Consider the following 26,986-nt stretch of genomic DNA (forward strand, 5'->3'; position numbering starts at 1 on the left):
CGCAAGACAAGTCCGCTACCTGAGGAATTTCGCTTCTAAGCCTGTGGTTGCGCAAGTCCTTGGCGATAGGCACGCACAGCAAAGCGGGCTGGATCGATGGCATCCAGCAAGCTCGCTTCCAAAGGAATCGGCGCGCCGCTAACCTGGGCTGCGAGCACTTGCGCGCACAAGCTCGCCCAGCCGATGCCGCGTGAACCCATGGCCATGCACAGGGCCAAACCGGCTTGTCGTGGCAGAAAGCGGGGCTGGTCTCGCCGACCCTCAGATCTGGCCATGGGCAAGCCGCCGACCAAGGGCAGGCGGTCCGGCGTGGCCAGACGCCAGCCGACGCGTCCGAGGGGCGGCGCAAGTGAAGGATCGAAAGCTGGTCTGAGATCCTCCAGATGGGCAAGCTCCGCCCATTGCGCCAGATTGGCGGCATGGTCGCTGGCGCGCAGCGTCGGGTCTGTGTCGCCGACTTGGTTGGTGGCGCCGCACCACAGACCTTGGCCCTGATCGGCAATCGCATAGCCCAGCCCCGCCACGGGCAGACGCGGTCGCGCGGAGCTTGCGGCCAGATGGCTGATTTGCCCGCGCTGCTGCAGCAGCAAGCCAGCCAAATCGGGGGCCAGGTCTTGCAGCAAGACCTGTGCTTCATGCCCGCCGGCCAAGACCACCAAGGGGGCTTGCGCCAACACTTGGCCGTCGGCGCCGAGGGCTTGCCATTGCCCATCAAGCCAATGCAGGCGCTCTACACCCACGGAGTACATCGTCTCGGCCTTTGACTTGCGCAAAAGTGCCGCCACAAAGCCCGCCGGCGGCAAGGCGCCCCCGCCGGGGTAGAACCAGGCGGGGTATTGCAGATCCAGGCCGCTGAGTTCGCGGGCCTGGGCCTGACTCATGGCTTGCACATAGTCTCTCGGCAGGCCCAGTCGGCTGAGCTGGGCTTGCATGCCGCCCAGGTCCAGCCTGGTTTCCAGGCGCAGCAGGCCTTGCTGCAGCCAAGGCAACTCGGGCCCGAGCGCTTTCAACAAGCGCTCGGTGGCCAGGGCCGCCGCTCGGTTGAAGCGGGCATGCACGCCGTCATCGGGGTTGAGCGTGCCGTGGAACAAGCCGCCGGGGTTGCCCGAGCTGGCCTGCGCCGGCCCGCTGCGACGGTCGATCACGGTGCTGTGAATGCCTTGCTCGGCCAGGGCCCAGGCGCAGGCCGTACCGGCCAAACCGGCGCCGATGATCAAGGCTTTTTGGGTGCCGGGCGGCGCCAGTGCCAGTCGCCCGGCCGGTTTTTCCAGTACATGGCGTGGTGCATAACGGGCCACGCACATGCCGCCCTTGTTGGCGAAACCACGGTGTCGCTCCACATGAAAGCCGGCCGCTTGCAGTCCTTCTCTCACATGGGGGGCCACGCTCCAAGAGCCGGCCGTGGCATCGGGCGCGGCCAGTCGGCTCAGGGCTTTGAGCAGATAGCTGTCCCACATCTCCGGGTTTTGCCGCGGGTTGAAACCGTCGAGATAAAAGGCATCGACCTCGGCCACCAATTCGCGCAGCCAGTGGCGCGCATCCCCCAGGCAGAGCAGCAGCTGCACTCGGCTGTCGGCAAAGCTCAGGCGATGCAGATTGGCGGTGAGCGGCGGCCAGGCTTCCAGCAATTGAGGGGCCAGATCAGGCAAGGGCGAGTTTTGATGGGCTCGGGCCAGATCCTCGCGACGCAGCGGGTGCTTTTCGATGCTGATGAACACCAGTTGTTCACATCGATCGGGGTCATTCGCCCAGGCATCCCAAGTGGCCAGGAAGTTATTGCCGAGGCCAAAGCCGGTTTCCAAGATCACAAAGCGCGGCCGCGCCGCCCAGCGGCCGGGCAGTTGATTGGCACCTAAAAAGACGTGGCGGGCTTGCGCCAGCGCGCCTGCGCGGCTGTGATACACGTCTTCAAAGGCCGGTGCGCTGGGGGCAGCAGGGTCGCTGAAATCGACGACGGCGGGTGTGATGCTGGGATTTTTCATGCAGGCTCAAGCGAGGGCCGGCAGTATGAACCACAGCATGCCGCTCGCGAGGGCCAGCGATGAAAAAAGTACGCCAGCGACCATGGCCGCAAATTGACGCCCCCCGCTGAGCCAGGCGGTGATGCTGCGGGTGACGCTGTTGCTGGCAATGGCGGCCAGCACGCCACGGCACATCAGCTCGGCATCAATCTGCCCGGCATGGGCCAGGCCGGCCAGCGAAGCCACCGGCGAATGGGCATCGGCAAGGCCTGCCAAGGCCACGGCAGCGAACAGGCCTGAGCTGCCAAACCGACGCTCCGCCCAGCTGACCAGCACCGCCACCACGCTGAGCAAGAGGGCGATGAAGGCTGCCTCTTTCAGCCGCAAGGGGCCGCCCGTTTGGGGTCTGGTTTTTTGCTCGTGTGGAACTTTCGGCGATGCTTGTACATGGGCGGCGAGGGCCGCTTGATGGGCGCGCACGGCCAAAGCCACGCCGGTGCCGCCGGCCACTACCATGCCGACCGCAGCCAGCGGCAAAAAGCGCAGGGCCGCTTCGGGTGCCAAGGCCAGCAGCATCAAAGACGCTTGTAGCCACGTGGCCGCCGTGGACATGACCGCCCCCGAGGTACAGGCCAGCAGCAGGGCGGGCTCGGCCTTGGCTCTTTGGCCCATGGTGGCGATGGTGGCGGTGCTGGACACCAGCCCCGACATCAAGCCGGACAGCGCCAAGCCCGTCTGGGCGCCGAGCAGACGCAGCGCCACATAACCAAAAGCCTGCAGACCCAGCAACAGCAAGAGCAAGCCCATCAAGGAATGGGCCTTCATGCCCGCCAGCCAAGGCAGTGGCTCGGTGGGCATGATGGGCAACACCACCAAGGCCAGGGCGGCCAAGAGCAAACCGTCGTGCAGCTCTCGCTCTTTCAACCAGCGGGTGGCAAAGCGGTGCAGACCGGTGCGGGCACTCAGCAAGGCGGTCAGGGTGACGGCGGCCGGCGCCCCCAACATCGGCGCTTGTACGCACAAGACGCCGATCAAATAAGTGGCCAGCAAGGCCATCTCGGTGGTCAGGCCGGGGTCATGTTCGCTGCTGCGGAAGTAGGCCATGGCCGCCAGCACCGTGATGGCCAGCGCGCCTACGGCCACAAGACCTGTGACGTCCAAGCCATAGGCCAAGGCGCCGGCCAAAGCGGCAATGGTGAAAGTGCGCAAGCCCGCCGGTTCAGTTTGGCGGCCACCGTCGTGGCCGCGTCCTTTGTGGCGTTCGCGCTCCAGTCCGATCAATAGGCCGCTGCCGAGGGCGGCCAGCAGTCCCATCGCCAGTTCGGCGTAGCTGCCAAAGGCTTGTTCCAGCAAGTTCACGAGGCGAGAGTTTTTCCGGCTTGGGACGCGCAGCCGCGCAAGCAAGTCTTCATTCGAGGGCCCCCAGGGTTTGCAATTGCTGTGATTCAAGCACTTGAACCGCCGGGCCGGCTTGACGCAAGGCAAGGCAGAGTGCGCGAGCGACCACGGCGGCGTCGATAGGGCGCCAACGCAAGGGGATCAAGGGCTGCAGCGGTCGCGTCAGCGTCAAGGCCCAGCGTTCACCGGGTCGATCGGGCTGGCCGAGTGCGGCACGTGCGCCGCGCGCCCCTCGCAGCAGCGAGGGGCGCGCAATTACCAAACGGTCAAATTGCAGGGCCACTAAAGCCTGCTCCATCTCCCCTTTGACCTGGTTGTAGAAGACCTTGGAGTTGGCGTCGGCACCGAGGGCGGAAACCACGGCGCAACGGCTGGCGCCGGCCCGTTTGGCGGCTTGCGCAACGTGCAACACCGCCTCGAAATCAACCGCTCGAAAGGCCTCGGCCGAACCCGCCTGAGCCATGGTGCTGCCTAGACTGATCAGCACGGCCTGCGGAGGCGGCAGCGGGGCGCCGCCCAGGTCCTCGCGAGAAAAATCCACCAGATGCGGGTGGACGCGCGGACTGGCCGGCAGATCGGTGGCCGGGCGTCGCAAGAGCAGTTCCAGTTGAAGCGCTTGAGGCAGCAAGCCCTCCAGCAGGGCCCTTCCGATCAATCCTGTCGCGCCGGCCAGCCACAAGGTTTGCGGCATGTGGCTCATGGTTGGACCGACTTGGCATCCAGCACGCGGGGCAAACAGGCCGACTTCAGCTCGGCCAAAGCGCCGACCTGGGTGGCGTTGTTGCGCTGGGTGCCGCAGAAGTCATCTTTCACCAAGGGGTGGGAGGGCACCGCTTCAACGCTGCGGCGCCAGTTCAGGCGCAAGGCATCGGCGTCTTCCAGCGTGATACCGAGGTCGAGAACCTCATTCATGCTCGCCTTGATTTGCGCGCCGTCGCGTTCGCGGATGCGGCCGTCCAACAAATTGCCATAGACCGTGCCATTGGATTTGGCCCCGCGCATGTCGATGCCTGCGGTGTTGACCAAGGTGTTGTGCGCAATCAGCATGGAGGCCGAACGGTTCACATCAATGCCAAAGTCATTGCAATGGGCCACCACATTGTTGGCCGCCACCGCGGCGCGTTGCTCGAATTCACATTGCTGGTCGCGGCAGAAGCGGGGCTCTGAGGCCGAGCCCCCAAAGGAAATGCCGGTGCGAATGCCCGGTTGTGTGATCTGCTGGGGCGTGCAGATCAGCAGATTGCGCTCGATCCGGGTGCCGTGTCCGGCGCCGCGCACCAGCATCCCGAAGGACGATTGCCCACCGCCTCGTTTGACGAAATGGCTGATGTGGTTGTCCAGCAGCCGCCATTTGCTGGCGCCAATGATGTTGATTGGGGCGACCACGGCAGCCGTGTCGCGGGCCCGGCTATTGCTAAAGGTGTTGAACTGCACCAAGCCCTCATCCGGCCATTCGTCCTCATCGCCATTGACCTGCAAATGGGCGTTGAAGTCTTCCATCAAATTATTGCGAATCACCGTGCTGCGGGCGCCACCTTGCACCAAGAACGCATGTTTGCAGTCGCTTTGAACCGGGCAGCTGCCGCGCATTTGCAGGTTTTCAAAGACCCAAAAGCCGTGGCTCACCTTGAATACATCGGCTGTCATCGACTCCAAACGAACTTGGCCGACCTGTCGGGCTTTGACGGAGATGGGTAAGTCTTTCTGGCCAGTGGCGCCAGTGCTCAAGGTCTCGGTGATGCGATAGCGGCCCGGATTTAGCACAATGGTCTGGCCGGGTTTGGCCGATTGCATAGCCCTTGCTAACTCTGCTGCCGTACTGACACGCAGCTCCGACCAGCTGCTATCGGCTGGACCTGCCCCCGCTTGGGGCTCTTCGGCCAAGGGCAACCCTTGGGCGTCATAGCGCTGCTTGGGCAAGGGCTGCGGCTGCTGCCCTTTGGCCAAGCTGGGTAGCTTGAGCTGTGGGGGGCTTCGCTGGGCTTGCGTTTCAGCATAGGCCAAGGCCGGCAGCAAGAGGGGTTCCAGAATCTGGTGGCCCATCAGCCGAATCCGGGCGTAACGAATCAGCTCACCGGTTGTGCGTTGATTGAAGTCAGTGCCGAGCTTGCTGGCATCAAACTGTCGCAGCAGCAGGAAAAGGATGCCGATCACCGCGGCAACAGCGGCGAAAAGTAGCCAAAGAAAGAGACGGCGAACAGTAAGACGCATATTGAGTTTCTGCAGCAAACCAAGGATCGACAACAGCGGCGCTGGGCTGCGTTGGATCACCGCAGCCTTGGGACGGGCCGAGTATGCGTGCGGAAACAAAAAAGCCCAACCGGGTTTTGGCTGGGCTTTTGATCAAAATATGCGCTGACTGTTGCTGAAACAGCATCCGCACAGATGACGAGTCAGGTCTTTCTGTTCAGTCGGCGCCTTGATTAACGCTTGGGGCTGGTCAGACGAGCGCCAGGGCTGCGTCCGCCACCACCGCCACCGCCGGCCGGACGGCCACCGCCACCACCGCTACTGCCGCCACCCGGACGACCGCCGCCACCCGAACGCTGGCCTTGCGGCGCAGCTTGGCGCGGTGCGCCACCGTCACGCGAACCCTCGCGCGAACCGTGAGGCGCATGGCCCGAGCCGCCGCGCGGAGCCGAGCGACCACCGCCGCCGCCACCGCCACCACCGCCGCCAGGGCGACCGCCGCGGCCACCGCCACCGGAGCGGCTGCCGTTGTTGTTCAGAATCATGCGGCCCAGCACGATGGGCTCAGGCTTTTCGCTCGGATCGGGCGCGAAGCCCTGAACGATGTCCTTGGGAATCTCGCGCTTGATCAGCTTTTCGATCTCGCGCAGGAAACCGTTCTCGTCCACGCAGACCAAGGACACCGCCTCGCCTTGCGCGCCGGCGCGGCCAGTACGGCCGATGCGGTGCACATAGTCTTCCGGCACATTCGGCAACTCGAAGTTGACGACGTGGGGCAGTTGGTCGATGTCGATGCCGCGGGCGGCGATGTCGGTCGCCACCAAGCAGGTCAGATCGCCGCTCTTGAAGTCGGCCAGGGCCTTGGTGCGGGCACCTTGGCTCTTGTTGCCGTGGATGGCCATGGCGCTGATGCCTTGGTCATTCAGGTAGTCGGTCAGGCGGTTCGCGCCATGCTTCATGCGGGTGAACACCAGCACTTGGTGCCAGTCGCCGCTCTTGATCAGATGGACCAGCAGTTCCTTCTTGCGCTCGCGGCCAACCGGGTGGACCTTTTGCGCAATCGACTCATTGGTCTGGTTGCGGCGGGCCACTTCGATCAGGGCGGGCTGGTTCAGCAGGCGGTCGGCCAGGTTCTTGATGTCATCGCTGAAGGTGGCGCTGAACAAGAGCGACTGCTTCTTGGCCGGCAGCAGGGCCAGCACCTTCTTGATATCGTGCACAAAGCCCATGTCCAGCATGCGGTCGGCTTCGTCCAGCACCAGCATTTGCACCTGGCTGAGGTCCAGCGTGCCTTGCTGAGCGTGGTCCAGCAGGCGGCCGGGGGTGGCCACCAGGATGTCGACGCCGTCACGCAGGCGGTTGATTTGCGGCTGCATGCCAACGCCGCCGAACATCACCATGCTCTTCAGGGGCAAGTACTTACCGTAGGTCTTGACGCTTTCCTCGACCTGGGCCGCCAGCTCGCGGGTGGGGGTCAACACCAGAGCGCGGATGGCGGGCTTGCCGCGTTTGTTCAGCACCGGCTGGCCGACGCTCAAACGATGCAGCATGGGCAGGGTGAAACCGGCGGTCTTGCCGGTGCCGGTCTGGGCGCCGGCCAAGAGGTCACCGCCTTGCATGACGGCGGGGATGGCCTGCGATTGAATGGGAGTAGGAGTCGTATAGCCGGCGTCGGCGATGGCCTTCAGCAAAGGCTGGGCAAGGCCCAAAGATTCAAAGCTCATTGATTTTTTGTAGAGCACGCATCTTCGGTTGCTGGGCCGCGCTGCAGGGTATGCAACGCCAGTCTGCGAGCCTGCGATAGGAGGCGTACAAGATGTCAAAAAAAGGAACGCCGCGGAAGACTGGTAGCCGCGGCGTAGGCCCGCAGTATAGCTGGGCACCAGGGAAACCCCGGGAAAACTCGGGGCTGTAGGTCCCGGGTCAGGCCTCGCCAAGGCTTGGCTTGTGAACTTGTGACGCTAGCGCGCCGAGTCGGGGCGGCGAAGCTGCGACAATACGCCGTTTCGCGTCGTGCCAAATTGGCATTCGCGGCGGGCCGGCACCGATCTCGGCTGCCCACAAGGTCCCGCAGCCCCGCAAAAACTCTCGAAAACTCCAGGACAGGAACCCTCCGCCATGGCGCAATACGTCTATTCCATGAACCGTCTGAACAAGACGGTGCCTCCGAAACGCCACATTCTGAAGGACATCTCGCTGTCTTTCTTCCCCGGCGCCAAGATCGGCGTGCTGGGCGTGAACGGCTCGGGCAAGTCCACCGTGCTGAAGATCATGGCCGGTGTCGACAAGGAGTACGAAGGCGAGGCCATGGCCATGCCGGGCATCAAGATCGGCTATTTGCCGCAAGAGCCTGAGCTGAATCCTGAGCAAACCGTGCGCGAAGCGGTGGAAGAGGGCATTGGCGGCGTTTTGGCGGCCAAGAAGCGCCTGGACGAGGTCTATGCCGCTTATGCCGAAGAGGATGCTGACTTTGACGCCCTGGCTGCCGAGCAGGGCGAGCTGGAGGCCATCATTGCCGCCGCGGGCTCCGAAAACACCGATCTGCAGCTGGAGCTGGCAGCCGACGCGCTGAACCTACCACCCTGGGACGCCAAGATTGGCGTGCTGTCCGGTGGTGAAAAGCGCCGCGTGGCTCTGTGCCGCTTGCTGCTGAGCAAGCCCGACATGTTGCTGCTTGACGAACCCACCAACCACTTGGACGCCGAATCGGTCGAGTGGCTGGAGCAGTTCCTGCAGCGCTTCCCCGGCACCGTGGTGGCCATCACCCACGATCGCTACTTCCTGGACAACGCCGCCGAGTGGATCTTGGAACTGGACCGCGGTCACGGCATCCCATGGAAGGGCAACTATTCCGACTGGTTGGACCAAAAGGAAAAGCGCCTGGAAGGCGAGCAGAAATCCGAAGACGCCCGCATGAAGGCGATGAAGGAAGAACTGAAGTGGGTGCGCTCGAACGCCAAGGGCCGTCAGGCCAAGAGCAAGGCGCGTCTGGCCCGCTTCGAGGAGTTGTCGGACGTCGAATACCAACAGCGCAACGTCACCAACGAAATCTTCATTCCCGTGGCCGAGCGTCTGGGCAATGAAGTCATCGAGTTCGAGAACGTCAGCAAGAGCTTCGGCGACCGCGTGCTGATCGACAACCTGAGCTTCAAGGTGCCGGCCGGCGCCATCGTCGGCATCATCGGCCCCAACGGCGCCGGTAAATCGACGCTGTTCCGCATGCTGCAAGGCACCGAGACCCCGGACAGCGGCACCGTCAAGATCGGCAAGACCGCCAAGATGGCCTTCGTCGACCAAAGTCGCGCCAGCCTGGAAGCCGACAAGACTGTCTGGCAAGACGTGTCGGGTGGTCTGGACAACATCACGGTGGGCAAGTTCGTGATGCCCAGCCGCGCTTATTTGGGCCGCTTTAACTTTAAGGGCAATGACCAGCAAAAGCTGGTGGGCAGCCTCTCGGGTGGTGAGCGCGGCCGCTTGCATCTGGCCAAAACTCTGGCGCAAGGCGGCAACGTCTTGATGTTGGACGAACCGTCGAACGACTTGGACGTTGAAACCCTGCGTGCGCTGGAAGAAGCGCTGCTGGAGTTCGCCGGCAGTGCGATGGTAATCTCCCATGACCGCTGGTTCCTGGACCGCATCTGCACCCACATCCTAGCTTGCGAAGGCAATTCGCAGTGGTTCTTCTTCGATGGCAACTTCCACGAGTACGAAGCCGACAAGAAAAAGCGTCTGGGTGAAGAGGGTGCGCGTCCTAAGCGTATGCGTTTCAAGCCCATCAAGTAAGCGGATCAAGTCGGCCGAAAGATCGGAAAAAGTCCGCAGCAAGCTGCTGCGGCAACCAAGAAAAAGGACCTTCGGGTCCTTTTTTCATGCCTTCACAGATCTTTACCGCGCCTGCATGGATGGCTTACGTGCGACTCAGAAGATAGCGACATCGCAAACACAGATGGAGCTGTCGATGAACAAGTTTTCCTTCGCAAACCTGGGCAAGAAGTGCGCGGTTGTGGCGGCCATTGCCGTGGTGGCCGTGTCTGCCCAGGCGATGGGCCCCGGAGGTCCGATGGAGCCTGGGGGGCATCGCGGCGGTCCGGACATGATGATGGGCCGCTCCATGGAGCATATGTTGGACAACGTGGACGCCAGCGATGCCCAGCGCGCCCAGGTCAAGCAGATCATGCAAGCGGCGATGAACGACTTGAAACCTCAGCGCGAGTCCGGCCGCAAGCTGCATATGCAGATGATGGACTTGCTGAGTGCGCCAATGATTGATGCCGGTGCCGTTGAGAACCTGCGTCAGCAGGTCCAGTCCCAACAAGAGTTGAGCAGCAAGCGCATGAGCCAGGCCATGGTGGACGCGGCGCGGGTGTTGACGCCTGAGCAACGCGCCAAGCTGGCTGAGCGTATGAAGAAGATGCAGGCTCGCATGGCCGAGCACCGTGGCGGCAAGCCGGGCGGTCAGTGATCTGCCGCCTCGCTTGACTGAATCGCCCCTCGCTTATGCTTGAGACTTTGATCCACCGGCCGCAGCAGCGGCCCCGCCTCGCAAGACCCTTGGCCAGACCCCAGATGATGCAAAGACTGTTGCTGATTGATGATGATGCGCGGCTCACCGCGATGCTGAGTGACTACTTGGGGGGCGCGGGCTTTGAGGTGGTGTTGGCTGGAAGCTTGAGCGAGGCGCGCGAAGCCTTGGCGGGTCAGCCCTTTGACCTGCTGGTGCTGGACCTGATGCTGCCCGATGGCGATGGCCTGGATTTCTGCCGTGAGCTGCGCGCGGCGGCGCATACAAGGCGCTTGCCGGTCTTGATGTTGTCGGCGCGCGGCGAACCCATGGACCGCATTCTCGGCTTGGAATTGGGGGCCGATGACTATCTGGCCAAGCCTTTTGAGCCGCGCGAATTGCAGGCTCGCATCAAGGCCTTGCTGCGCCGCACCGAGCCAGAACCGGGTGCCGAAGATGTGCTGCGCTTTGGTCGCCTGGAGATTGACCTGGCCGCGCGCCTGGCGCGGCTGGACGGTCGGCCGCTGGATTTCACCGGGCATCAATTCGATTTGTTGGTGGTTTTGGCGCAAAGCCCGGGCCGGGTTTTGTCGCGCGACCAGATCATGGACTCGCTCAAGGGCCATCCGCTGGATGCGTTCGACCGTTCCATCGATGTGCACATCTCGCGCATCCGCGCCCTGATCGAAGACGACCCGAAAGCGCCACGCCGAGTGTTGACGGTGCGTGGAGCGGGTTATGTATTCGCCCGCAAGCAAGACGCGGACTCGGTCTGAGCGGCCGCGGCCGAGCCTTGCATGAAGTCGCTCTATCTACGCATTTATCTGACCCTGGTGGTCTTGCTGCTGGCCTTTGCTTTCGGCTCGGCTTGGTTGTTTCAACGTCATATTGAAAGCGAGCGAGGTGGTTTTGAGGCGACAGCCAATGAGCGCATGTTGGCCATGGCCGACTTGCTGTATCAGGCCTTGCCCAGCGCCGATGCGCCCAGAGAAGAGCAAGCCTTGGCGGTGGAGGCTTGGGGGCGCCGGCTGCGCATGGCGATTGCGCTCAACGATGCCAGTGGTAAGCGCATTGAGGCCTCAGAAGTGTTTGAGCGCCGCCAAGAAATCGATGCGGCCGCGCCGACGCTGCGAATTCCACTCAAGGACGGACGCAGCCTGGAGTTGATGCGACCCCCTCGCCAACAGCCGGGCATGCCCGGTGGCGGCGGTTTCGGCAAGGGACACGCCCAAGGGCTTGGGGGCGGCTTTGGTGGAGGTCTCGGGGGTGGGCCAGGAGCCGGTCCAGGTGGGTCTCGGATGGATGCGCCGATGATGCCCTTGCCCCTGATCGGGCCGAGGCCTAATGGGCAGGTGCTGGTGATTTTGCTGGTGCTCTTGTTCATCGGTGTGGCCCTGGGGGCTTATCCGGTGATTCGTCGCCTGACTCGGCGTCTGGAGAACTTGCGGGCTGGCGTGGAGCAGTTTGGCCGTGGCAACTTCTCTCACCGCGTGGAGGACAGTGGCAAGGATGAGGTGGCGGTGCTGGCGGCGAGCTTCAACCGATCGGCCGAGCAAATTGAGGCGCTGCTGCGTTCGCAAAAGTCACTGTTGGCCAATGCCAGTCATGAACTGCGCTCGCCCTTGGCGCGGCTGAAGATGGCTTTTTCGATGCTGGGTGAGAGTGCCGAGGGCGCGTCCATGCAGTCGGCCCAGGGCCAGCGTTTGAGCCAGGAGATTCACGCCAATATCCGCGAGTTGGATGCCCTGGTAGAAGAGGTTTTATTGGCCAGCCGACTGGAAGCTCGAGATTCGCCGCTGCAAGGCCAGGGGGTCGACCTGATGGGGCTGGCCGCTGAAGAGGCGGCGCGAGTAGGGGCTGAGTTTGTGCCCTCGCCAGGTTTGCAACATCTGTCGGCGCAGGGCGACGAGCGCTTATTGCGCCGTGCTTTGCGCAATTTGCTGGAAAACGCGCGCCGCTATGGCGGGGACGAAATCCTCTTGCAGCTTGAGCGCAGCAAGGATGGCGCCGCCGAATTCCGTGTTTGCGACCGCGGGCCGGGTGTTCCGCCTGCCATGCGCGAGCGAATTTTCGAGGCCTTTTTCCGCATGCCGGGGCATGCTGAGCAGGCTGGCGGCGTGGGTCTGGGCCTGAGCCTGGTCAAGCAGATCATTCAGCGCCATGGTGGCGATGTGCATTGCGAAGACCGAGAAGGCGGCGGCAGCGTTTTTGTGCTGAGCTTACCGAAGGCGGCCTGAGTTGTCGGTGCCCCCTGAAGCGGCCGCTTCGCGTTCTTCGAGTTTGTGCACCCAGGCCAAAAAGGCACTCAGGGCCAGGGCTGCAATCACCAGACCGGCGGTGGCTGCGGACCAAAAACCTCGCGCACCATGAAGGCTTGCTAACCAGCCGTCTGCATGGCCAAAGGCCAGCCAGTAGCCGCCGCCCAGGCCCACACCCCAGATCGCCAAGGCATAGATGACCATGGGCGCGGTGGCGATGTGGTGGGCGCGCAGCACGAAAGCGGCCAAGGTCTGGCCGGCGTCCGCCACATGAAAAAGCCAGACCCACAGCAGCAGGGGCATGGCCGCCGCGATGATGAGCGGGTCATGGGTGTAAAGACTCAGCACCTGCTCGCGAGCCACAAACACCAAGGCTCCGACCAGGAAGGAGAGCCCCAGGCCAATCTCCAGGCCGTGCCAGCCCAAACGCCGCGCGCCTGCGGCATCATGGGCACCCACGCTCTGCGCCACCAAGGTGCCGGTGGCATTGGCCAAGGCCAGCGGCAACATGAACATCAGCGCGATCAGATTGGCCGCCAGTTGATGGCCAGCCACGGCTGTTGCGCCCAAACGCGCAATGAAGATCGCCATGAAGGTGAAACCCGTCACCTCGATCAAGATGGAGCCGCCCATGGGCACACCCAGCTTGAGCAAGGCCTTGATGGACGGCCAGTGCGGGCGACGCCACAGCGCCCCGTGCAGGCCGAAGGGTCGGTAAAACGCATCTTTGCGCATCAGCGCAAAAGCGATCAGGGCCTGCGACCACATGGCAATCGCAGTCGCCAGGCCGCAGCCCGGCGCGCCCATGGGGCTCACTTGCCAAGGGCCGAGACTGAAGCCCTGGATGAAAGCCATGCTCAGTGGCACCTTCACCAGTAAGCCGCTGATCTGCAGCAGCATGATTGCCTTGGGGCGTGAAACCGCGACAGTAAAGCCGCGAAAGGCCGTGAAGAACAGTGTGGCTGGCAGGCTCAGTGCCAGCGCCCACAAATAGGCTCGGACCTTGGTCTCTACCTCCGGGCTGGTTTGCGAGATGGCCAAGAAGGGCTGCGGAAACAAGAGGATCAAGTCGCCAAGTACCATCAAGCCCAGGCATAGCCAGAGCATTTGATGCAACTGATCACCCGCTTGCTGCATTTGCCCAGCCCCGAACAAGCGACCCACCACCGGAGAGATAGCCATGACCACGCCCATCAGGCCGACAAAAATGGTGATGTAGATGGCGCTACCAACCGCCAGTGCCGCCAAGTCGATAGCGGAAAAGCGCGCGATCAATAGCGTATCCACCGTGCTGAAACCCAGCACCGCCAACTGCCCGACCAACACCGGCCACGCCAAGGGGGCGATTTGGCGCAGACTGTCGATGCGAGTCGTGCCGGTCGGCTGAAGATGGCTCAAGGCTTGCGCCCTTCGGGCGATTGGGGGTGGTCAATGCCCTTGAACTCCCGGGCCCGCTCGGCGTAGCGATTGAAGCGCCAGGCGGTGGCCTCCATCGAGATGCGCCGCCAGGTGACGCGCTTCTCGGCTGGGCTCATGACGGGCCAGTGTTGCACCTCATCAAAGCTGCGGCCGCAGCCTTTGCAGATCTCATCGCCTTGGCTGGTGGAACAGATGGCGATGCAAGGCGCATCGGGCGTGCTGGCGTACCAAGCCAGCCAAGCCTGTTTGGCTTCAGCCGGCATGCTGTCTTCATCGCATTCGACTTCGCGGTAATAGACCAGCAGGCCGTAAACCTCAGCTAATGCACGAACCTCCGGGCAGGCGCTCAGCCCGTCTGGGGATGGCTGCTGCTCGCGCCACCAGTTGATGGCGGCTTCGATGTCGGTGATGTGAATGCCCGCCATGCTGTGCGCCTTGGGCTCAGTGGCTCAGGCCGATAGCGGCACGCACTTCGCGCAGTGTCTTGCGGGCGACGGCGCGAGCGCGCTCGGTGCCCACTTCGACAATCCACTGCACCTGCTTGGGCTTGGCCAGGTATTCGTTGGCGCGCTCACGCCAGGGCGCTTGTTCTTTGTGAATGGCTTCTATCAGGGGCTGCTTGCAGTCCAGGCAGCCGATGCCGGCCGAAGTGCAGCCTTCTTGAACCCAGGCGCGGGTGTCGCTGTCCGAGTAAATCTGGTGCAAGGGCCACACCGGGCAGCGGGCTGGGTCACCGGCATCACTGCGGCGCACACGTTGTGGATCGGTGGGCATGGTGCGAATCTTCTCGCTCACCACCTCGGGCTCATCGCGCATGGCGATGGCATTGCCGGCGCTCTTGCTCATTTTCTGGCCGTCCAGGCCTGTCAGGCGCGAGGTGTCGGTCAACAGGGCCTGCGGCTCCGGCAGGATGGCCTGCTCCGGGCTGTAGATGCGGTTGAAGCGCCGCGCCACCTCACGGGTGACTTCAACATGCGCCGTTTGGTCTTCGCCGACCGGCACAAAGGCGGCCTTGTAGATCAGGATGTCGGCCGCCTGCAGCAGTGGGTAGCCCAGAAAGCCGTAGGTGGCCAGCTCGCGATTCTTCTCGACTTGGTCTTTGTAGCTGGGGATGCGCTCCAACCAAGAGGAGGGCGTACTCATGGCCAAGAGCGTGAACAGCTCGGCGTGCTCCGGCATGCGGCTTTGGATGAAAAGCGTGGCTTGCTCGGGGTCGATGCCCGCGGCCAGCCAGTCCACCACCATGTCGTAGACATTGCGTTCGATCGCTTCGCGGTCTTGGAAATGCGTGGTCAAGGCATGCCAGTCGGCCACGAAGAAAAAGCAGTCGTGGCTGCGTTGCAGCTGCACCCAGTTCTTCAGCGCACCGTGGTAGTGGCCAAGGTGCAAGGCCCCAGTGGGGCGCATGCCGGAGAGCACACGTTGGCGGGTGGTCGGTGCGGGGCTGATGTCGGAGCTCATGAATGGTCTTCGGATAGGGGCGCGGCAAAGGCGCCTTAGAAGCTTTAGGCGCATTAGGCACATTAGCGCCGGTCGGCGATTGTAGGCAGCTACACTGCCGCCCCATGAAAAGCATTGTCATTCTGATCTCCGGCCGTGGCAGCAATATGGAGGCCATCGTGCGCGCCTGTGCCACTGAAGGCTGGCCGGCCCGCATTGCGGCGGTCATCAGCAATCGGCCCGGCGCGGCGGGGCTGGCTTTTGCTGATCAGCATGGCATTGCTACCGCCGTGGTCGATCACAAGGCTTTTGCGAATCGCGAAGCTTTTGATGCCGAGCTGCAAAAAGTCATCGACGGCTACGCGCCTGATTTGTTGGTGCTGGCGGGCTTTATGCGCATCTTGACGCCGGCCTTCACCGCGCATTACGCCGAGCGCATGCTGAACATCCACCCCTCCTTGTTACCCGCGTTCACGGGCTTGCACACGCATGCGCGTGCCTTGGAGATGGGTTGCAAATTCGTCGGTGCGACGGTGCATTTCGTCACCGCAGAGTTGGACCATGGCGCGATCGTGGCGCAGGCGGTGGTGCCTGTTCAAGTGGGCGATGATGAAGACAGCTTGTCTGCTCGGGTACTGAAACTGGAGCACCGCATGTATCCGCAAGCGGTGCGCTGGTTTGTGCAAGATCAGCTGCAGATTGAGGGCGGCGTGGTCCGCCAAACGGCTGGAGAAAGCCAGTCCTTTATTTGATCAAGCCAGCCAGGATGTTGATGGCCAAGGCCAGCACACCGGTATTGAACAAAAAGGACAGCATCGCGTGCAGCAGCACCAGGCGGCGCATCGGGCGGGCGCTGACGGCCACATCGGAAGTTTGCGAGGTGGCGGCCAGAGTGACCGAGAAATACATGAAGTCGATGTAGCCCGGATGCTGTTCACCCTTGGGGAACGCGCCCGGAAACTCAAGCCCGTGCGGTCGGTCCGCACCGGTGTGATAAAGGCTGGCATAGGCCAGCGCAAACTCTACCGGCAGCAAGAGCCATGAACCTGCCACGGTCGCAAGCGCCAAAAGCAGATAGGGCCAGGTTTGCTCGGTCATCAGGCCGCGCTGCAGTTGATTCAGCTCCAGAGTGATGGCGCCCAAGCTGGCCAGCGCACCAAACACGGCCAGCAAGAGCACCGTGCCAATGCCATCGGCTTGGGCGCGGGCGTTGGTCTGGACATGCTGTTGGTCGGCCACCTGCATCATGCGAAACACCATCGCGAGATAAAGCCACACGCCCAGATTCCAGCTCACAAGGCCTCGGGTCATGGGCGACCAATGCGCAGGCCAAAACCAAGCTGCGCCCAGCCCGGCGCCCACGGCCAGCAGCAAACGGGGTCGAACTCTCAGCTGGTTCCAGATCTTCATGCCTTCTTTGCTGCTGACATCGGAGTGAAGCGGGGGACGCGCTGTCCTTCAAACTCCAGCGACTCAAAAAACATGGCGTGCGGTCGCACCCAGAGTCCGGTCGCGTTGTAGAGCGGCCGGTAGACCACCAAGGGCTCGAGCGTTTCGCTGTGGCGCGCCGCACCGATCACTTCGTACTCACCGCCTTTGTAATGGCGATACAGGCCGGTGGGCGTGAGGGGCAGGGCGGGAAGATCGTCGTTCATGGCTTGTGTTCGTGGCGTGTTTGTGAACATGTGTCACAAGCAGGGATAATCGGGGCATGCATCCTAATGCCCTTCTTGATCTGAGCTGCGAGCTTCTGCGCGCCGTGCTCCAACTGGACAGCCCCGCCGACAGCGTGGTGTCCGCTTTTTTCCGTAAACACAAGGCCTTGGGCCAACGTGAGCGTCACGCCCTGGCCGAAACGGCCTATGCGGTGCTGCGTCAGCGTCCCTTGCTGCAGCATTTTGCGCAGTCCGGCAGTGGGCCGACCGAGCGTCGCTTGGCCATCTTGGCCTGGCAAGGCAACAGCACTTTCTTGCGCGGCGCCCTGAGCGAGCAAGAAAAGCAGTGGCTGGAGCAGGTGCAAGCCATGGACAAGAGCGGCTTGCCCGCCAAGCTGCGCCATTGCTTGCCCGAGTGGCTGGCCAAGCCTTTGTTGGAGCGCTTGGGTGAAGAGCAGTTCTGGCTCTTGGCCGAGAGCATGAATGAGCAGGCGCCGCTGGACCTGCGCGTCAACACCTTGAAGATCAAGCGTGAGGAAGCGCAAGAGATTCTCAAGGCCGCCAATATCGACGCCCAACTGACGCCGTTTTCCCCGCTGGGCCTGCGTGTGCATGGCAAGCCGGCTTTGAATAAGCTGGACATTTTCACGGGCGGCAGCATCGAAGTCCAAGATGAAGGCAGCCAGTTGCTGGCTCTGATGTTGGACGCCAAGCGCGGCGAGATGGTGGTGGACTTTTGCGCCGGCGCTGGCGGCAAGACCCTCGCCTTGGGCGCGGCCATGCGCAATACCGGCCGGCTCTATGCTTTCGATGTGTCGGGCCATCGCTTGGCCTCATTGAAGCCGCGTCTGGCGCGCAGCGGCTTGTCGAACGTCTACCCGGCGCAAATCTCCCATGAGCGCGACGAGCGCATCAAGCGCTTGAGCGGCAAGATCGACCGTGTGCTGGTGGATGCGCCTTGCTCCGGCTTGGGTACCTTGCGTCGCAACCCTGACTTGAAGTGGCGGCAGTCTTTGCATGCCATTCAAGAGTTGCAAGCCAAACAAACAGCGATCTTGGCCAGTGCGGCGCGTTTGCTGAAGTCGGGCGGCCGCTTGGTTTATGCCACTTGCAGCCTGCTGGATGCCGAGAACGAGGAGATTGCTCAGGCCTTTGAGGCGGCGCATCCCCAGTTCAAGCGACTGGCCGCCGATGAAGTTTTGGCCAAAGCCCATGTGGAAGGCGCGCAGTCTTTGACCGAAAACGGCTATCTGCGTCTGTGGCCGCATCGGCACCAGACCGACGGCTTCTTTGCCGCGGTGTGGGAGCGGCAATAAGGATTCCGTAAAAGTTCTGAGTTTGGCCTTGAGGTCAAGCCCGCAGATACGGCTTCAGTAAATTAGGGGGTGTCGCCTACAATCGGGCGACTTATTCCATTTTGGTGCTCAATCGTTTGGGCAGGGTTAGGAACTGATGAACTTCTTGATGACGATACATGATGCCGTGGTGCAGTGGCTGGCCAACGGACTGCTGGATGCGTCCGCATGGCAGATGGTGGCCTATACCCTGGTCATTACGCACTTCACTATCTTGTCGGTGACGATCTTCTTGCACCGTGCGCAAGCGCACCGTGCGCTCGATCTGGGGCCCATCCCTTCGCACTTTTTCCGTCTGTGCCTGTGGTTGACCACTGGCATGGTGACCAAGGAATTCGTGGCGGTGCACCGCAAGCACCACGCCAAGTGCGAGACCGAAGAAGATCCGCACAGCCCGCAGACCCGCGGTTTGAAGGCCTTGCTGCTGACTGGCGTGGAGCTCTACCGCGCGGAAGCCAAGAGCAGCGAGACCATCAAGAAATACGGTCTGGGCACGCCCGACGACTGGATTGAGCGCAATCTCTACACCCGCTACAGCTGGCAAGGTGTGGGCCTGATGCTCATCATCAACCTGGCTTTGTTTGGTGCAATTGGCGCCACGATCTGGGCGATTCAGATGGTGTGGATTCCTGTCTGGGCAACTGGCGTGATCAATGGTCTCGGCCACTGGTGGGGGTATCGCAATTTCGAGGCGCCCGATGCATCGACCAATGTGTCGCCCTGGGGCATCTTGATCGGTGGCGAAGAGCTGCACAACAACCACCACACCTACCCGACTTCGGCCAAGTTCTCGGTCAAGCCTTATGAGTTTGATATCGGCTGGGGCTATATCCGTGCATTCGAAATGCTGGGCTGGGCCAAGGTTCGCAAGACCGCGCCCAAGCTGCGCCATGGCGAGATTAAGCAGGCTGACAAAGATACGCTTGAAGCTGTGATCGCCAATCGTTATGAGGTGATGGCCAGTTATGGCCGCGGCCTGAAGTTGGCATGCGCGGCCGAGTTGGCCAAGCTGAAGGCTCAGGGCCAGGAGCAAAGCGCTCAGTGGGCGCAGTTCAAGGCGGCCAGCCGTTGGCTGCATCGTGATGAGGCGCGCATTCCTCAAGCGGTGTTGACTCAGATCGCCACTTTGCGTGCCGCCAGCCCGTCGCTCGATCAATTGGTGGTGATGCGCGAAGAGTTGCGTCAGTTGTGGACCCGTACCAATGTGTCGGCCGAACAGCTGGTGGCTGATCTGCAGGCTTGGTGCCGCCGTGCTGAGGAAAGCGGCATTGCTGAGTTGCGCAACTTCTCCATGAGCTTGCGCGCTGCCCGTGTGTAAAAGCTAGCGAGAGTTTGTCTGAGCGCTCTGTGTGAGCGCGATTTAAAAAAGGCGCCTGACGAAGGCGCCTTTTGCTTTGTCTGGGCAACTAAAGCTGGGCATCTGCTTGTTGCTGTGATGGCGATTCTTGGTTATGTCGCGCCAGGGGTCTTGCCGAGCTATCCGCCGTTGGGCTGGTGATTGTGTGTGGGTTCTGATGTCTTTGCGGAAGATGCAAGGGGCTCTCGCTTGTCTGGGCTATCTTTGTGGCCGACCGGGTTGATTCGCAGACATTGTGGAGTGGCCATGAAAAAACCCCGGCAGCTCGCGCTGGCGGGGTTTTTAGACTCCGGCCCTAAGGTCGGTGCTGACTTATCTCAGCTTGGTCTCTTTGTACAGAACATGCTTACGAGCCTTAGGATCGAATTTCATGAATTCGAGCTTGCCGGTCGTAGTCTTCTTGTTCTTGTCGGTGGTGTAGAAGTGACCCGTACCTGCGGTCGACTCCAACTTGATCTTTTCGCGTGCGCCTTTAGCCATGATTGTGCTCCTTCAGTCTCAGTTCTAGATCAGAGCTCGCCCTTGGCGCGCAGATCGGCGACGACCTGGTCGATACCGACCTTGTCGATCAAACGCAGTGCAGCATTGCTGATGCGCAGACGGATCCAGCGGTTCTCTGACTCCAGGAAAAAGCGGCGGTACTGCAGATTGGGCAGAAAGCGACGCTTGGTTTTGTTATTGGCGTGAGAAACATTGTTTCCCACCATGGGCTTCTTGCCCGTGACTTGACAGACGCGTGCCATTGACGCTTCTCCTGTTTGAATTGATGACCGATTGCCTCGGCAGGTGTTTTTGGCGAACTGCTAAAACCCTGAGGCAATCATTTGACCGCTTTATGCAAGCTAAACCCAAAGAATCACTTCCTTAGGGCGCGGTCCATCCGGCAAGCAAGCCGAGGAGTATAGCCGATTTTCAGGCTCGACGATAGGCGGGCCGAAAATCGGCCGCCTATAGGCCTGAACAAGTCCTGCGAACCACAGGTCTGCGCTGCCTTCAGACGGGGCGCTTGGCTGATGACTCGCGCTCTGCACTCAGCCCGAATCATCGCCAGGGCTGGGCATTTGTTGCAGCTTTAGGCTTGTTCTTGCTCGAGGAAGCGTTGCGCATCCAGAGCAGCCATGCAGCCGGTACCGGCGCTGGTGATGGCTTGGCGGTAGATGTGATCTTGCACATCGCCGGCCGCGAAGACTCCGGGCACGCTGGTCATGGTGGCAAAACCGTTCGAGCCACTGCGGGTCAGGATGTAGCCATCCTTCATTTCCAGCTGACCCTTGAAGATGTCGGTATTAGGTTGGTGGCCAATCGCGATAAAGCAGCCGTGCAGGGTCAGGTCTTGCGTGCTGCCGTCTTGGGTGCTCTTGATGCGCACGCCGGTCACGCCGCTTTGATCGCCCAGGACTTCATCCAGGGTGTTCCACAGGTGCAGGACCACATTGCCTGACTCGGCCTTGGCCATCAGCTTGTCGATCAGGATGGGTTCAGCGCGGAACTTGTCGCGGCGGTGAATCACATGAACCTTGCTGGCGATATTGCTCAGGTAAAGCGCTTCTTCCACGGCAGTGTTGCCGCCGCCGACCACGCAAACCTCTTGGCCGCGGTAGAAGAAACCGTCACAAGTGGCGCAGGCGCTGACGCCGCGGCCAGAGAAGGCTTCTTCAGAGGGTAGGCCCAGGTACTTGGCCGAGGCGCCAGTGGCGATGATCAGCGCATCGCAGGTGTAGGTTGCGCTGTCGCCCTTGAGCGTGAAAGGGCGCTGCGAGAAGTCCACCGCATTGATGTGGTCGAAGACGATTTGGGTCTGGAAGCGCTCGGCGTGCTTTTGAAATCGCTCCATCAACTCAGGCCCTTGCACGCCCATCACATCGGCGGGCCAGTTGTCGACCTCGGTGGTGGTCATCAACTGACCGCCTTGGGCCATGCCGGTCAGCAGGGTCGGCTTCAGGTTGGCGCGGGCCGCGTAAATGGCCGCGGTGTAGCCGGCTGGGCCCGAGCCCAGAATCAGCAGCGAATGGTGTTGGGTGGCTTGGTTCATGACGGAAATATGAGGTTGGGGCTGCGTCAATCAAGAAGACTGGCCGGTTTTATCCGGCCTAGACCCTATTTGAAAGCCGGGCTGGGTTGGCACAATGCGCCCATTCTAGGCATCGCCACACATAGATGTTGGCCTGCCAATTCAAACCTTAGTCAATGGAGGCTGTTTATGGCGATGCTGTCCAATCTGGACCTGATCCGCAGGGTGCCCTTGTTTTCCTTGCTCACCACCGATCAGGCGCAGTCCATTGCGGACAGCGTGGTCAAACGGCGTTTCAAGCGCGGCGAGCTGATCGTTGAGCAGGGCACCAAGTCGAATGCCTTGTTTATTTTGCTGAACGGCCGGGCTCGAGTTTTGACGGCGGACACGCGTGGCCGAGAGGTGATTCTTGCCGTGCTGCAGCCGGGAGACTATGTCGGTGAAATGAGCCTGATCGACCACGAGCCTCATTCAGCTACCGTGCGTGCCGAAGTTCAGACCGATATGTTGGTGCTGGGTCGGAATGAATTCGCGCGCTGCCTGCCGGAAAGCAGCAGCTTGTCTTATGCAATTCTGCGTGGCTTGGTGGCACGCCTGCGCAATGCCGATCGTCAGATTGAGTCGCTGGCCCTGTTGGATGTGTATGGCCGTGTGGCGCGTACGCTCTTGGATATGTCTGAAGACGAAAAGGGTCTGAAGATCATCCGCGGCAAGGTGTCTCGTCAAGACATGGCCAAGGTGGTCGGGGCTTCGCGCGAAATGGTCAGCCGCGTGATGAAGGACCTAGAAGAGCGCGGCGTGATTGAAACGCTGGAAAACGGCTCGGTGGTGATCAAAGAGCGTTTCCCCGGCTGAAGGCCCTAAGCCCGCTTCAAGCGATTCGCTCGGCCGGTCCGCCTTGAGTTTGATCGGCTGTTAGGTAAGGGCGATTGCGGGCATTTCTAAGGCACGGTTGATTGGGTTCTAGGGAAGCTCTTGCCCGAGAGTGATGCTTGCATAGGTCACAATGGCGGCATGAGTTTTCCCCTGGCATCCCTGCTGCGCGGCGATCAGCCCGGCGCAAGCGACAAAGTCTATAAACGCCAAGGCAAGAAGGCGGCGGCGCCGCCGCCGGCCAAACCCAACCCCTTGCGAACCCCGCTCTGGCTCTTGCTGAGTGGGCTGCTTTGGTGTCTGGTCGTTTTGGCGCTGATTTCTCATGACCGCTCAGACGCTGCATTCTCGATTTCGGGAGGCCGCGATATGTACGCCAATCGATTTGGCGCGGTGGGTGCCTGGATCTCTGATCTCCTCTTGTTCACCTTCGGCTATTCGGCCTGGTGGCTGCTGCTGATTGGGCTGCGGTCTTGGTTGAGCAGCTTGGCTGGCCTGCTGCGGGCCGACGCCGAGCAGGCGCCGGCCACGAACTCAGCCCGCTCAACCGCCCTTTGTTTCTTGGGCGTGATCTTGCTGATGTGCGCCAGTTGCTCCTTGGAGTGGAGCCGGCTCTACCTTTGGGAGCCGCGCCTGCCCGGTCATGCCGGCGGCGTACTGGGTTATTCGCTCGGCCCCTGGGGCATGCGAGCCTTTGGTTTTGCCGGCTCGGGCGTGGTCAGCATCGTGCTGGCACTGGTCGGTGCGGCCTTGGCCTTGAATTTTTCTTGGCTGAAGTTAGCCGAGCAACTGGGCAGTCGCATCGACCGGCTGCGTGAGCAACGCCTTGAGCGCCGCGAGATCGCCGAAGACCAGCGCGTGGGCGAGCAAGCGGCGCAAGAGCGCTTGCATGAGCACGTGGTCGAGGTTGAGCGCCAGGTCGTCGCTGAGCATGTGCCCATCGTCATCGAGGCGCCCGTGTTCGAGGTGCCCAAGTCCACTCGCGTCGCCAAGGAGCGTCAGTCGACCTTGTTCGTTGATGCCAGCGATACCAAGCTGCCGCAGGTCGATCTTTTGGACTCGGCGCCGGTGCAGGTGGTCACGGTTACGCCCGAGTCCCTGGAGATGACTTCGCGCATGATCGAGAAGAAGCTGCGCGACTTCGGCGTCGAGGTGCGCGTGGTGGCGGCTTCGCCAGGCCCGGTGATCACCCGTTATGAGATCGAACCTGCCACGGGCGTCAAGGGCTCGCAAATCGTTGGCCTAGCCAAGGATTTGGCGCGTTCGCTGAGCCTGGTGTCCATTCGCGTGGTCGAGACCATTCCGGGCAAGAACTTCATGGCCCTGGAGCTGCCGAATGCGCGGCGCCAAACCATTCGGCTCTCTGAGATCTTGGGTTCGCAGGTTTATGCCGATGCCAGCTCGCAGCTGACCATGGGTTTGGGCAAGGACATCGTCGGCCTGCCGGTGGTGGCCGATCTGGCCAAGATGCCGCACTGCCTGGTGGCTGGTACCACCGGTTCGGGCAAGTCGGTCGGTATCAACGCCATGATTCTGTCCTTGCTCTACAAGGCCGAGGCGCGCGATGTGCGCCTGATTCTCATCGACCCCAAGATGCTGGAAATGAGCGTCTACGAAGGCATCCCGCATCTGCTGGCGCCCGTGGTGACGGACATGAAGCAGGCCAGTAACGCGCTCAACTGGTGCGTGGGCGAGATGGAGCGCCGCTACAAGCTGATGAGCAAGATGGGCGTGCGCAATCTGGCCGGCTACAACAAGAAGATCGACGAGGCCACCGAGCGCGGCGAGAAGATCGGCAACCCCTTCAGTCTCACGCCCGAGCAGCCGGAACCGCTGGAACGCTTGCCCTTCATCGTCGTTGTCATCGACGAGTTGGCTGACCTGATGATGGTGGTCGGCAAGAAGATCGAAGAGCTGATCGCTCGCTTGGCGCAGAAGGCTCGCGCCGCCGGTATCCACCTGATTCTGGCCACCCAGCGGCCTTCGGTCGATGTGATCACCGGCCTGATCAAGGCCAATATTCCGACCCGTCTGTCCTTCCAGGTCAGCTCCAAGATCGACAGCCGCACCATCCTCGACCAAATGGGCGCCGAGGCGCTCTTGGGCATGGGCGACATGCTCTATATGCCCTCGGGCACCGGCCTGCCCATTCGCGTTCACGGCGCCTTTGTCAGTGACGACGAGGTTCATCGGGTCGTGACTTATCTGAAAGAGCAGGGCGGCGAGCCCAACTACATCGAAGGCATCCTGGAGGGCGGGGTGCTTGATGGTGACGCGGGTGGAGAAGGCGGCGGAGCCGGTGGTGGCGACGGCGAGGCCGACCCCATGTACGACCAGGCCGTGGCCATCGTCTTGCAGCATCGCCGCGCCTCGATTTCCTTGGTGCAACGTCATCTGCGCATTGGTTACAACCGGGCGGCGCGACTGCTGGAGCAAATGGAGAAATCCGGCTTGGTGTCCAGCATGGGCAGCAATGGCAACCGCGATCTCTTGTTGCCCAAGCGGGAGGAGTGAGAAGAATGAAGTTTGGATTCAAGATGGGCGCGATCGCAGCCTTGATGGGGCTGCTGGGCCAGGCTCAGGCGGATGCTGTGGCAACCCTGCGAGACTTTGTGCGCGAGGTCAAAGGCGCGCGTGCGCAGTTCAGCCAAACGGTGTACTCCCCCGATGGCGCGCGCAAAAAGAGCTCTTCAGGCCAGTTTGAGTTCCAGCGCCCCAACCAGTTTCGATTCGCCTACACCAAGCCGTTTGAGCAGTTGATTGTGGGTGACGGGCAAAAGGTCTGGATCTATGACGCGGACTTGAATCAAGCCAGTTCGCGCCGCATGACGCAAGCCTTGGGCGCCACGCCAGCGGCCTTGCTGGCCGGCGGCAATTTGGAGCGCGACTTCACCCTCAAGGCCTTGAGCTCCGAGGGCGGCTTGGAATGGGTGCAGGCCTTGCCGCGTCAAACCGAGTCGGGCGTTCAGTCTTTGAAAGTGGGCTTCAAGGGCCGCGACTTGGCCGCCTTGGAGATCATCGATGGCTTTGGTCAACGTTCCCGTCTGGACTTCAGCGGCGTGGTCACCAATCCGGCGCTGAACCCTGAAGCCTTCAAGTTCGTGTTGCCGGCTGGGGCTGATCTGCTTGAGCAATAGCCTGCGAGTGTTTGGGGCGGATCACCATGACTGATTTGTTTTCTCAAGAGCCAGTTGCCCCGCTGGCTGAAATGTTGCGGCCCCAAACTCTGGATGAAGTCGTCGGCCAATCGCATCTGCTGGGCGAGGGCAAGCCACTGCGCCTAGCGTTCCAGTCCGGCAAAGCCCATTCGATGATTTTTTGGGGCCCGCCCGGTGTCGGCAAGACCACGCTGGCTCGGCTCACCGCCCATGCCTTTGGCAGTGAGTTCATCGCCTTGTCGGCGGTGTTCTCTGGCGTCAAAGACATTCGTGGGGCCATGGAGCAGGCCCAGCAATACCTGTCCCAGGGCAAGCACACGATTTTGTTTGTGGACGAGATCCACCGCTTCAACAAGGCGCAGCAAGATGCATTGCTGCCGCATGTGGAGTCCGGCTTGTTCACCTTCATCGGTGCGACCACCGAGAACCCGTCCTTCGAGGTGAACTCGGCCTTGTTGTCGCGTGCCCAGGTTTATGTGCTGAAGTCCTTGACCGAGGCTGAACTCAAGCAGTTATTGAAACGAGCGCAGAGCCAGGCCATCGCCAATTTGCAGTTTGACGAGGCCGCCGTCGACACCTTGGTGGGCTACGCCGACGGGGATGCGCGGCGCTTTTTGAATCTGCTGGAGCAATGCAATACCGCTGCAGGAGCCGCCGGTCGGGTCAAGATCGATGCTGAGTTCATCAGCAATGCCTTGAGCCTGAATGCGCGGCGCTTCGATAAAGGCGGCGACAACTTCTACGACCAGATCTCGGCGCTGCACAAGTCGGTCAGAGGCTCGAACCCCGATGGCGCCTTGTATTGGCTCTGCCGCATGTTGGATGGGGGCGCCGATCCGCGCTATTTGTCGCGCCGCATCGTTCGCATGGCCTGGGAAGACATCGGCCTGGCCGACCCGCGCGCGATGCAAATCGCCAACGATGCGGCCCTGACTTTTGAGCGCTTGGGCAGCCCCGAGGGCGAGCTGGCTTTGGGACAGGCAGTGATTTACCTCGCGGTGGCCGCCAAGAGCAATGCGGGCTACAAGGCCTATAACGAGGCACGTGCCTTTGTGAAGCAAGACAAGAGCCGCGAGGTGCCGGTCCATCTGCGTAACGCGCCAACTCGGCTGATGAAGGAACTCGGCTATGGGCATGAGTACCGCTATGCCCATGATGAGCCGCATGCCTATGCCGCAGGGGAAAGCTATCTGCCCGAAGGCATGGGCGATCCCGCTTGGTATCAGCCCGTTCCGCGAGGCCTGGAGCTGAAGATTGGGGAGAAGCTGAGCTTTCTTCGCAAGCTGGATGCCGATGCCCTGAGTGAAGCAAAAGGCGAGGCAAAAGCTGATGAAAAAGGCAGGGCCTGAGCGGGTGTGAGCGTCAGGACTTTGATGCTTGCTTGGCACCGTTTTCGCTCTCTGGCGCTAC

At 61.7% G+C, this 26,986-nt stretch carries 24 protein-coding genes; 11 read left to right on the forward strand and 13 right to left on the reverse strand.

From position 1 onward, the window contains the following. Nucleotides 1-35: 35 nt before the first annotated feature. The 5 genes from mnmC to LNV06_RS20585 form a co-directional block, all read right to left on the reverse strand. Nucleotides 36-1,982 carry a bifunctional tRNA (5-methylaminomethyl-2-thiouridine)(34)-methyltransferase MnmC2/FAD-dependent 5-carboxymethylaminomethyl-2-thiouridine(34) oxidoreductase MnmC1 gene (mnmC, locus tag LNV06_RS20565; protein ID WP_263540155.1) on the reverse strand — a complete coding sequence of 649 codons (1,947 nt, stop codon included), beginning with the start codon at nt 1,980-1,982 and terminating at the stop codon, nt 36-38. A 6-nt stretch (nt 1,983-1,988) separates the two neighbouring features. Continuing rightward, complete coding sequence (locus LNV06_RS20570) at nt 1,989-3,320, reverse strand: MgtC/SapB family protein (protein ID WP_263540156.1); 1,332 nt, start codon at nt 3,318-3,320, stop codon at nt 1,989-1,991. Nucleotides 3,321-3,369: 49 nt separating this feature from the next. Then, nucleotides 3,370-4,059: an NAD(P)H-binding protein gene (locus LNV06_RS20575; RefSeq protein ID WP_263540157.1), complete on the reverse strand. Its 690-nt coding sequence runs from the start codon at nt 4,057-4,059 to the stop codon at nt 3,370-3,372. Then, nucleotides 4,056-5,570 (reverse strand): polysaccharide lyase domain-containing protein, encoded by a 1,515-nt coding sequence (locus LNV06_RS20580; RefSeq protein ID WP_263540158.1) that lies wholly within the window; start codon nt 5,568-5,570, stop codon nt 4,056-4,058. Before LNV06_RS20580 ends, LNV06_RS20575 begins: the two co-directional genes overlap by 4 nt. Before the next feature lie 212 nt (nt 5,571-5,782). Next, nucleotides 5,783-7,273, reverse strand: a complete 1,491-nt coding sequence (locus tag LNV06_RS20585; protein WP_263540159.1) for a DEAD/DEAH box helicase — start codon at nt 7,271-7,273, stop codon at nt 5,783-5,785. Nucleotides 7,274-7,667: 394 nt separating this feature from the next. On the opposite strand from LNV06_RS20585, the gene ettA reads away from it, so the two are divergent. The 4 genes from ettA (at nt 7,668) to LNV06_RS20605 (ending at nt 12,287) form a co-directional block, all read left to right on the forward strand. Continuing rightward, a complete protein-coding gene (gene ettA, locus LNV06_RS20590) occupies nt 7,668-9,332 on the forward strand; it encodes an energy-dependent translational throttle protein EttA (protein ID WP_263540160.1) in 1,665 nt (554 codons plus the stop codon). 175 nt (nt 9,333-9,507) lie between these two features. Next, complete coding sequence (locus LNV06_RS20595) at nt 9,508-10,011, forward strand: Spy/CpxP family protein refolding chaperone (protein ID WP_263540161.1); 504 nt, start codon at nt 9,508-9,510, stop codon at nt 10,009-10,011. A gap of 104 nt (nt 10,012-10,115) precedes the next feature. After that, complete coding sequence (locus LNV06_RS20600; RefSeq protein ID WP_263540162.1) at nt 10,116-10,826, forward strand: response regulator; 711 nt, start codon at nt 10,116-10,118, stop codon at nt 10,824-10,826. Nucleotides 10,827-10,847: 21 nt separating this feature from the next. Further along, complete coding sequence (locus LNV06_RS20605) at nt 10,848-12,287, forward strand: sensor histidine kinase (protein ID WP_263540163.1); 1,440 nt, start codon at nt 10,848-10,850, stop codon at nt 12,285-12,287. Here LNV06_RS20605 and LNV06_RS20610 read toward each other — a convergent pair. From LNV06_RS20610 to trpS, 3 genes are read right to left on the reverse strand one after another with little or no spacing between them, the layout of a single operon-like run. Next, nucleotides 12,270-13,706 (reverse strand): MATE family efflux transporter, encoded by a 1,437-nt coding sequence (locus LNV06_RS20610; RefSeq protein ID WP_263540164.1) that lies wholly within the window; start codon nt 13,704-13,706, stop codon nt 12,270-12,272. The genes LNV06_RS20605 and LNV06_RS20610 overlap by 18 nt on opposite strands. Further along, nucleotides 13,703-14,152: a DUF3717 domain-containing protein gene (locus LNV06_RS20615; RefSeq protein ID WP_263540165.1), complete on the reverse strand. Its 450-nt coding sequence runs from the start codon at nt 14,150-14,152 to the stop codon at nt 13,703-13,705. Before LNV06_RS20615 ends, LNV06_RS20610 begins: the two co-directional genes overlap by 4 nt. Nucleotides 14,153-14,168: 16 nt before the next feature. Continuing rightward, complete coding sequence (gene trpS / locus LNV06_RS20620; protein ID WP_263540166.1) at nt 14,169-15,188, reverse strand: tryptophan--tRNA ligase; 1,020 nt, start codon at nt 15,186-15,188, stop codon at nt 14,169-14,171. Between the two features lie 104 nt (nt 15,189-15,292). Between trpS and purN the strand changes: the two genes are divergently transcribed. Further along, a complete protein-coding gene (gene purN, locus LNV06_RS20625) occupies nt 15,293-15,919 on the forward strand; it encodes a phosphoribosylglycinamide formyltransferase (RefSeq protein ID WP_263540167.1) in 627 nt (208 codons plus the stop codon). Here the strand turns inward: purN and LNV06_RS20630 are convergent. Next, entirely contained in the window at nt 15,912-16,577 is a 666-nt protein-coding gene (locus LNV06_RS20630) for a DUF1345 domain-containing protein (protein ID WP_263540168.1), read from the reverse strand. The genes purN and LNV06_RS20630 overlap by 8 nt on opposite strands. Then, nucleotides 16,574-16,822 carry a DUF1653 domain-containing protein gene (locus LNV06_RS20635; protein WP_263540169.1) on the reverse strand — a complete coding sequence of 83 codons (249 nt, stop codon included), beginning with the start codon at nt 16,820-16,822 and terminating at the stop codon, nt 16,574-16,576. Before LNV06_RS20635 ends, LNV06_RS20630 begins: the two co-directional genes overlap by 4 nt. Before the next feature lie 56 nt (nt 16,823-16,878). Between LNV06_RS20635 and LNV06_RS20640 the strand changes: the two genes are divergently transcribed. Next, nucleotides 16,879-18,138, forward strand: coding sequence for an RsmB/NOP family class I SAM-dependent RNA methyltransferase (locus LNV06_RS20640; protein ID WP_263540170.1), 1,260 nt, complete (start codon nt 16,879-16,881; stop codon nt 18,136-18,138). Between the two features lie 136 nt (nt 18,139-18,274). Then, nucleotides 18,275-19,495: a DesA family fatty acid desaturase gene (locus LNV06_RS20645; RefSeq protein ID WP_263540171.1), complete on the forward strand. Its 1,221-nt coding sequence runs from the start codon at nt 18,275-18,277 to the stop codon at nt 19,493-19,495. 351 nt (nt 19,496-19,846) lie between these two features. On the opposite strand, the gene rpmG is transcribed toward LNV06_RS20645, so the two are convergent. The 3 genes from rpmG to trxB all read right to left on the reverse strand — a co-directional run bounded on the left by rpmG (nt 19,847) and on the right by trxB (nt 21,566). Next, entirely contained in the window at nt 19,847-20,014 is a 168-nt protein-coding gene (gene rpmG / locus LNV06_RS20650) for a 50S ribosomal protein L33 (RefSeq protein ID WP_263532261.1), read from the reverse strand. A gap of 29 nt (nt 20,015-20,043) precedes the next feature. Then, on the reverse strand, nt 20,044-20,277 hold the full coding sequence (gene rpmB, locus LNV06_RS20655; protein ID WP_263540172.1) for a 50S ribosomal protein L28: 234 nt from the start codon (nt 20,275-20,277) through the stop codon (nt 20,044-20,046). Nucleotides 20,278-20,606: 329 nt separating this feature from the next. Next, the gene (trxB, locus tag LNV06_RS20660; protein ID WP_263540173.1) at nt 20,607-21,566 is read right to left on the reverse strand and encodes a thioredoxin-disulfide reductase; all 960 of its coding nucleotides are present in this window, start codon (nt 21,564-21,566) and stop codon (nt 20,607-20,609) included. Nucleotides 21,567-21,734: 168 nt separating this feature from the next. Between trxB and LNV06_RS20665 the strand changes: the two genes are divergently transcribed. The 4 genes from LNV06_RS20665 (at nt 21,735) to LNV06_RS20680 (ending at nt 26,925) form a co-directional block, all read left to right on the forward strand. Then, nucleotides 21,735-22,400, forward strand: a complete 666-nt coding sequence (locus LNV06_RS20665) for a Crp/Fnr family transcriptional regulator (RefSeq protein WP_263540174.1) — start codon at nt 21,735-21,737, stop codon at nt 22,398-22,400. Between the two features lie 159 nt (nt 22,401-22,559). Next, nucleotides 22,560-24,932 (forward strand): DNA translocase FtsK, encoded by a 2,373-nt coding sequence (locus LNV06_RS20670; RefSeq protein ID WP_263540175.1) that lies wholly within the window; start codon nt 22,560-22,562, stop codon nt 24,930-24,932. Between the two features lie 5 nt (nt 24,933-24,937). Continuing rightward, on the forward strand, nt 24,938-25,555 hold the full coding sequence (lolA, locus tag LNV06_RS20675) for an outer membrane lipoprotein periplasmic chaperone LolA (RefSeq protein WP_263540176.1): 618 nt from the start codon (nt 24,938-24,940) through the stop codon (nt 25,553-25,555). A 26-nt stretch (nt 25,556-25,581) separates the two neighbouring features. Beyond that, nucleotides 25,582-26,925 (forward strand): replication-associated recombination protein A, encoded by a 1,344-nt coding sequence (locus tag LNV06_RS20680; RefSeq protein WP_263540177.1) that lies wholly within the window; start codon nt 25,582-25,584, stop codon nt 26,923-26,925. Nucleotides 26,926-26,986 lie beyond the last annotated feature (61 nt).

The organism is Paucibacter sp. Y2R2-4 (assembly GCF_025717535.1).
In the GTDB taxonomy this organism is placed as follows: domain Bacteria; phylum Pseudomonadota; class Gammaproteobacteria; order Burkholderiales; family Burkholderiaceae_C; genus Paucibacter_A.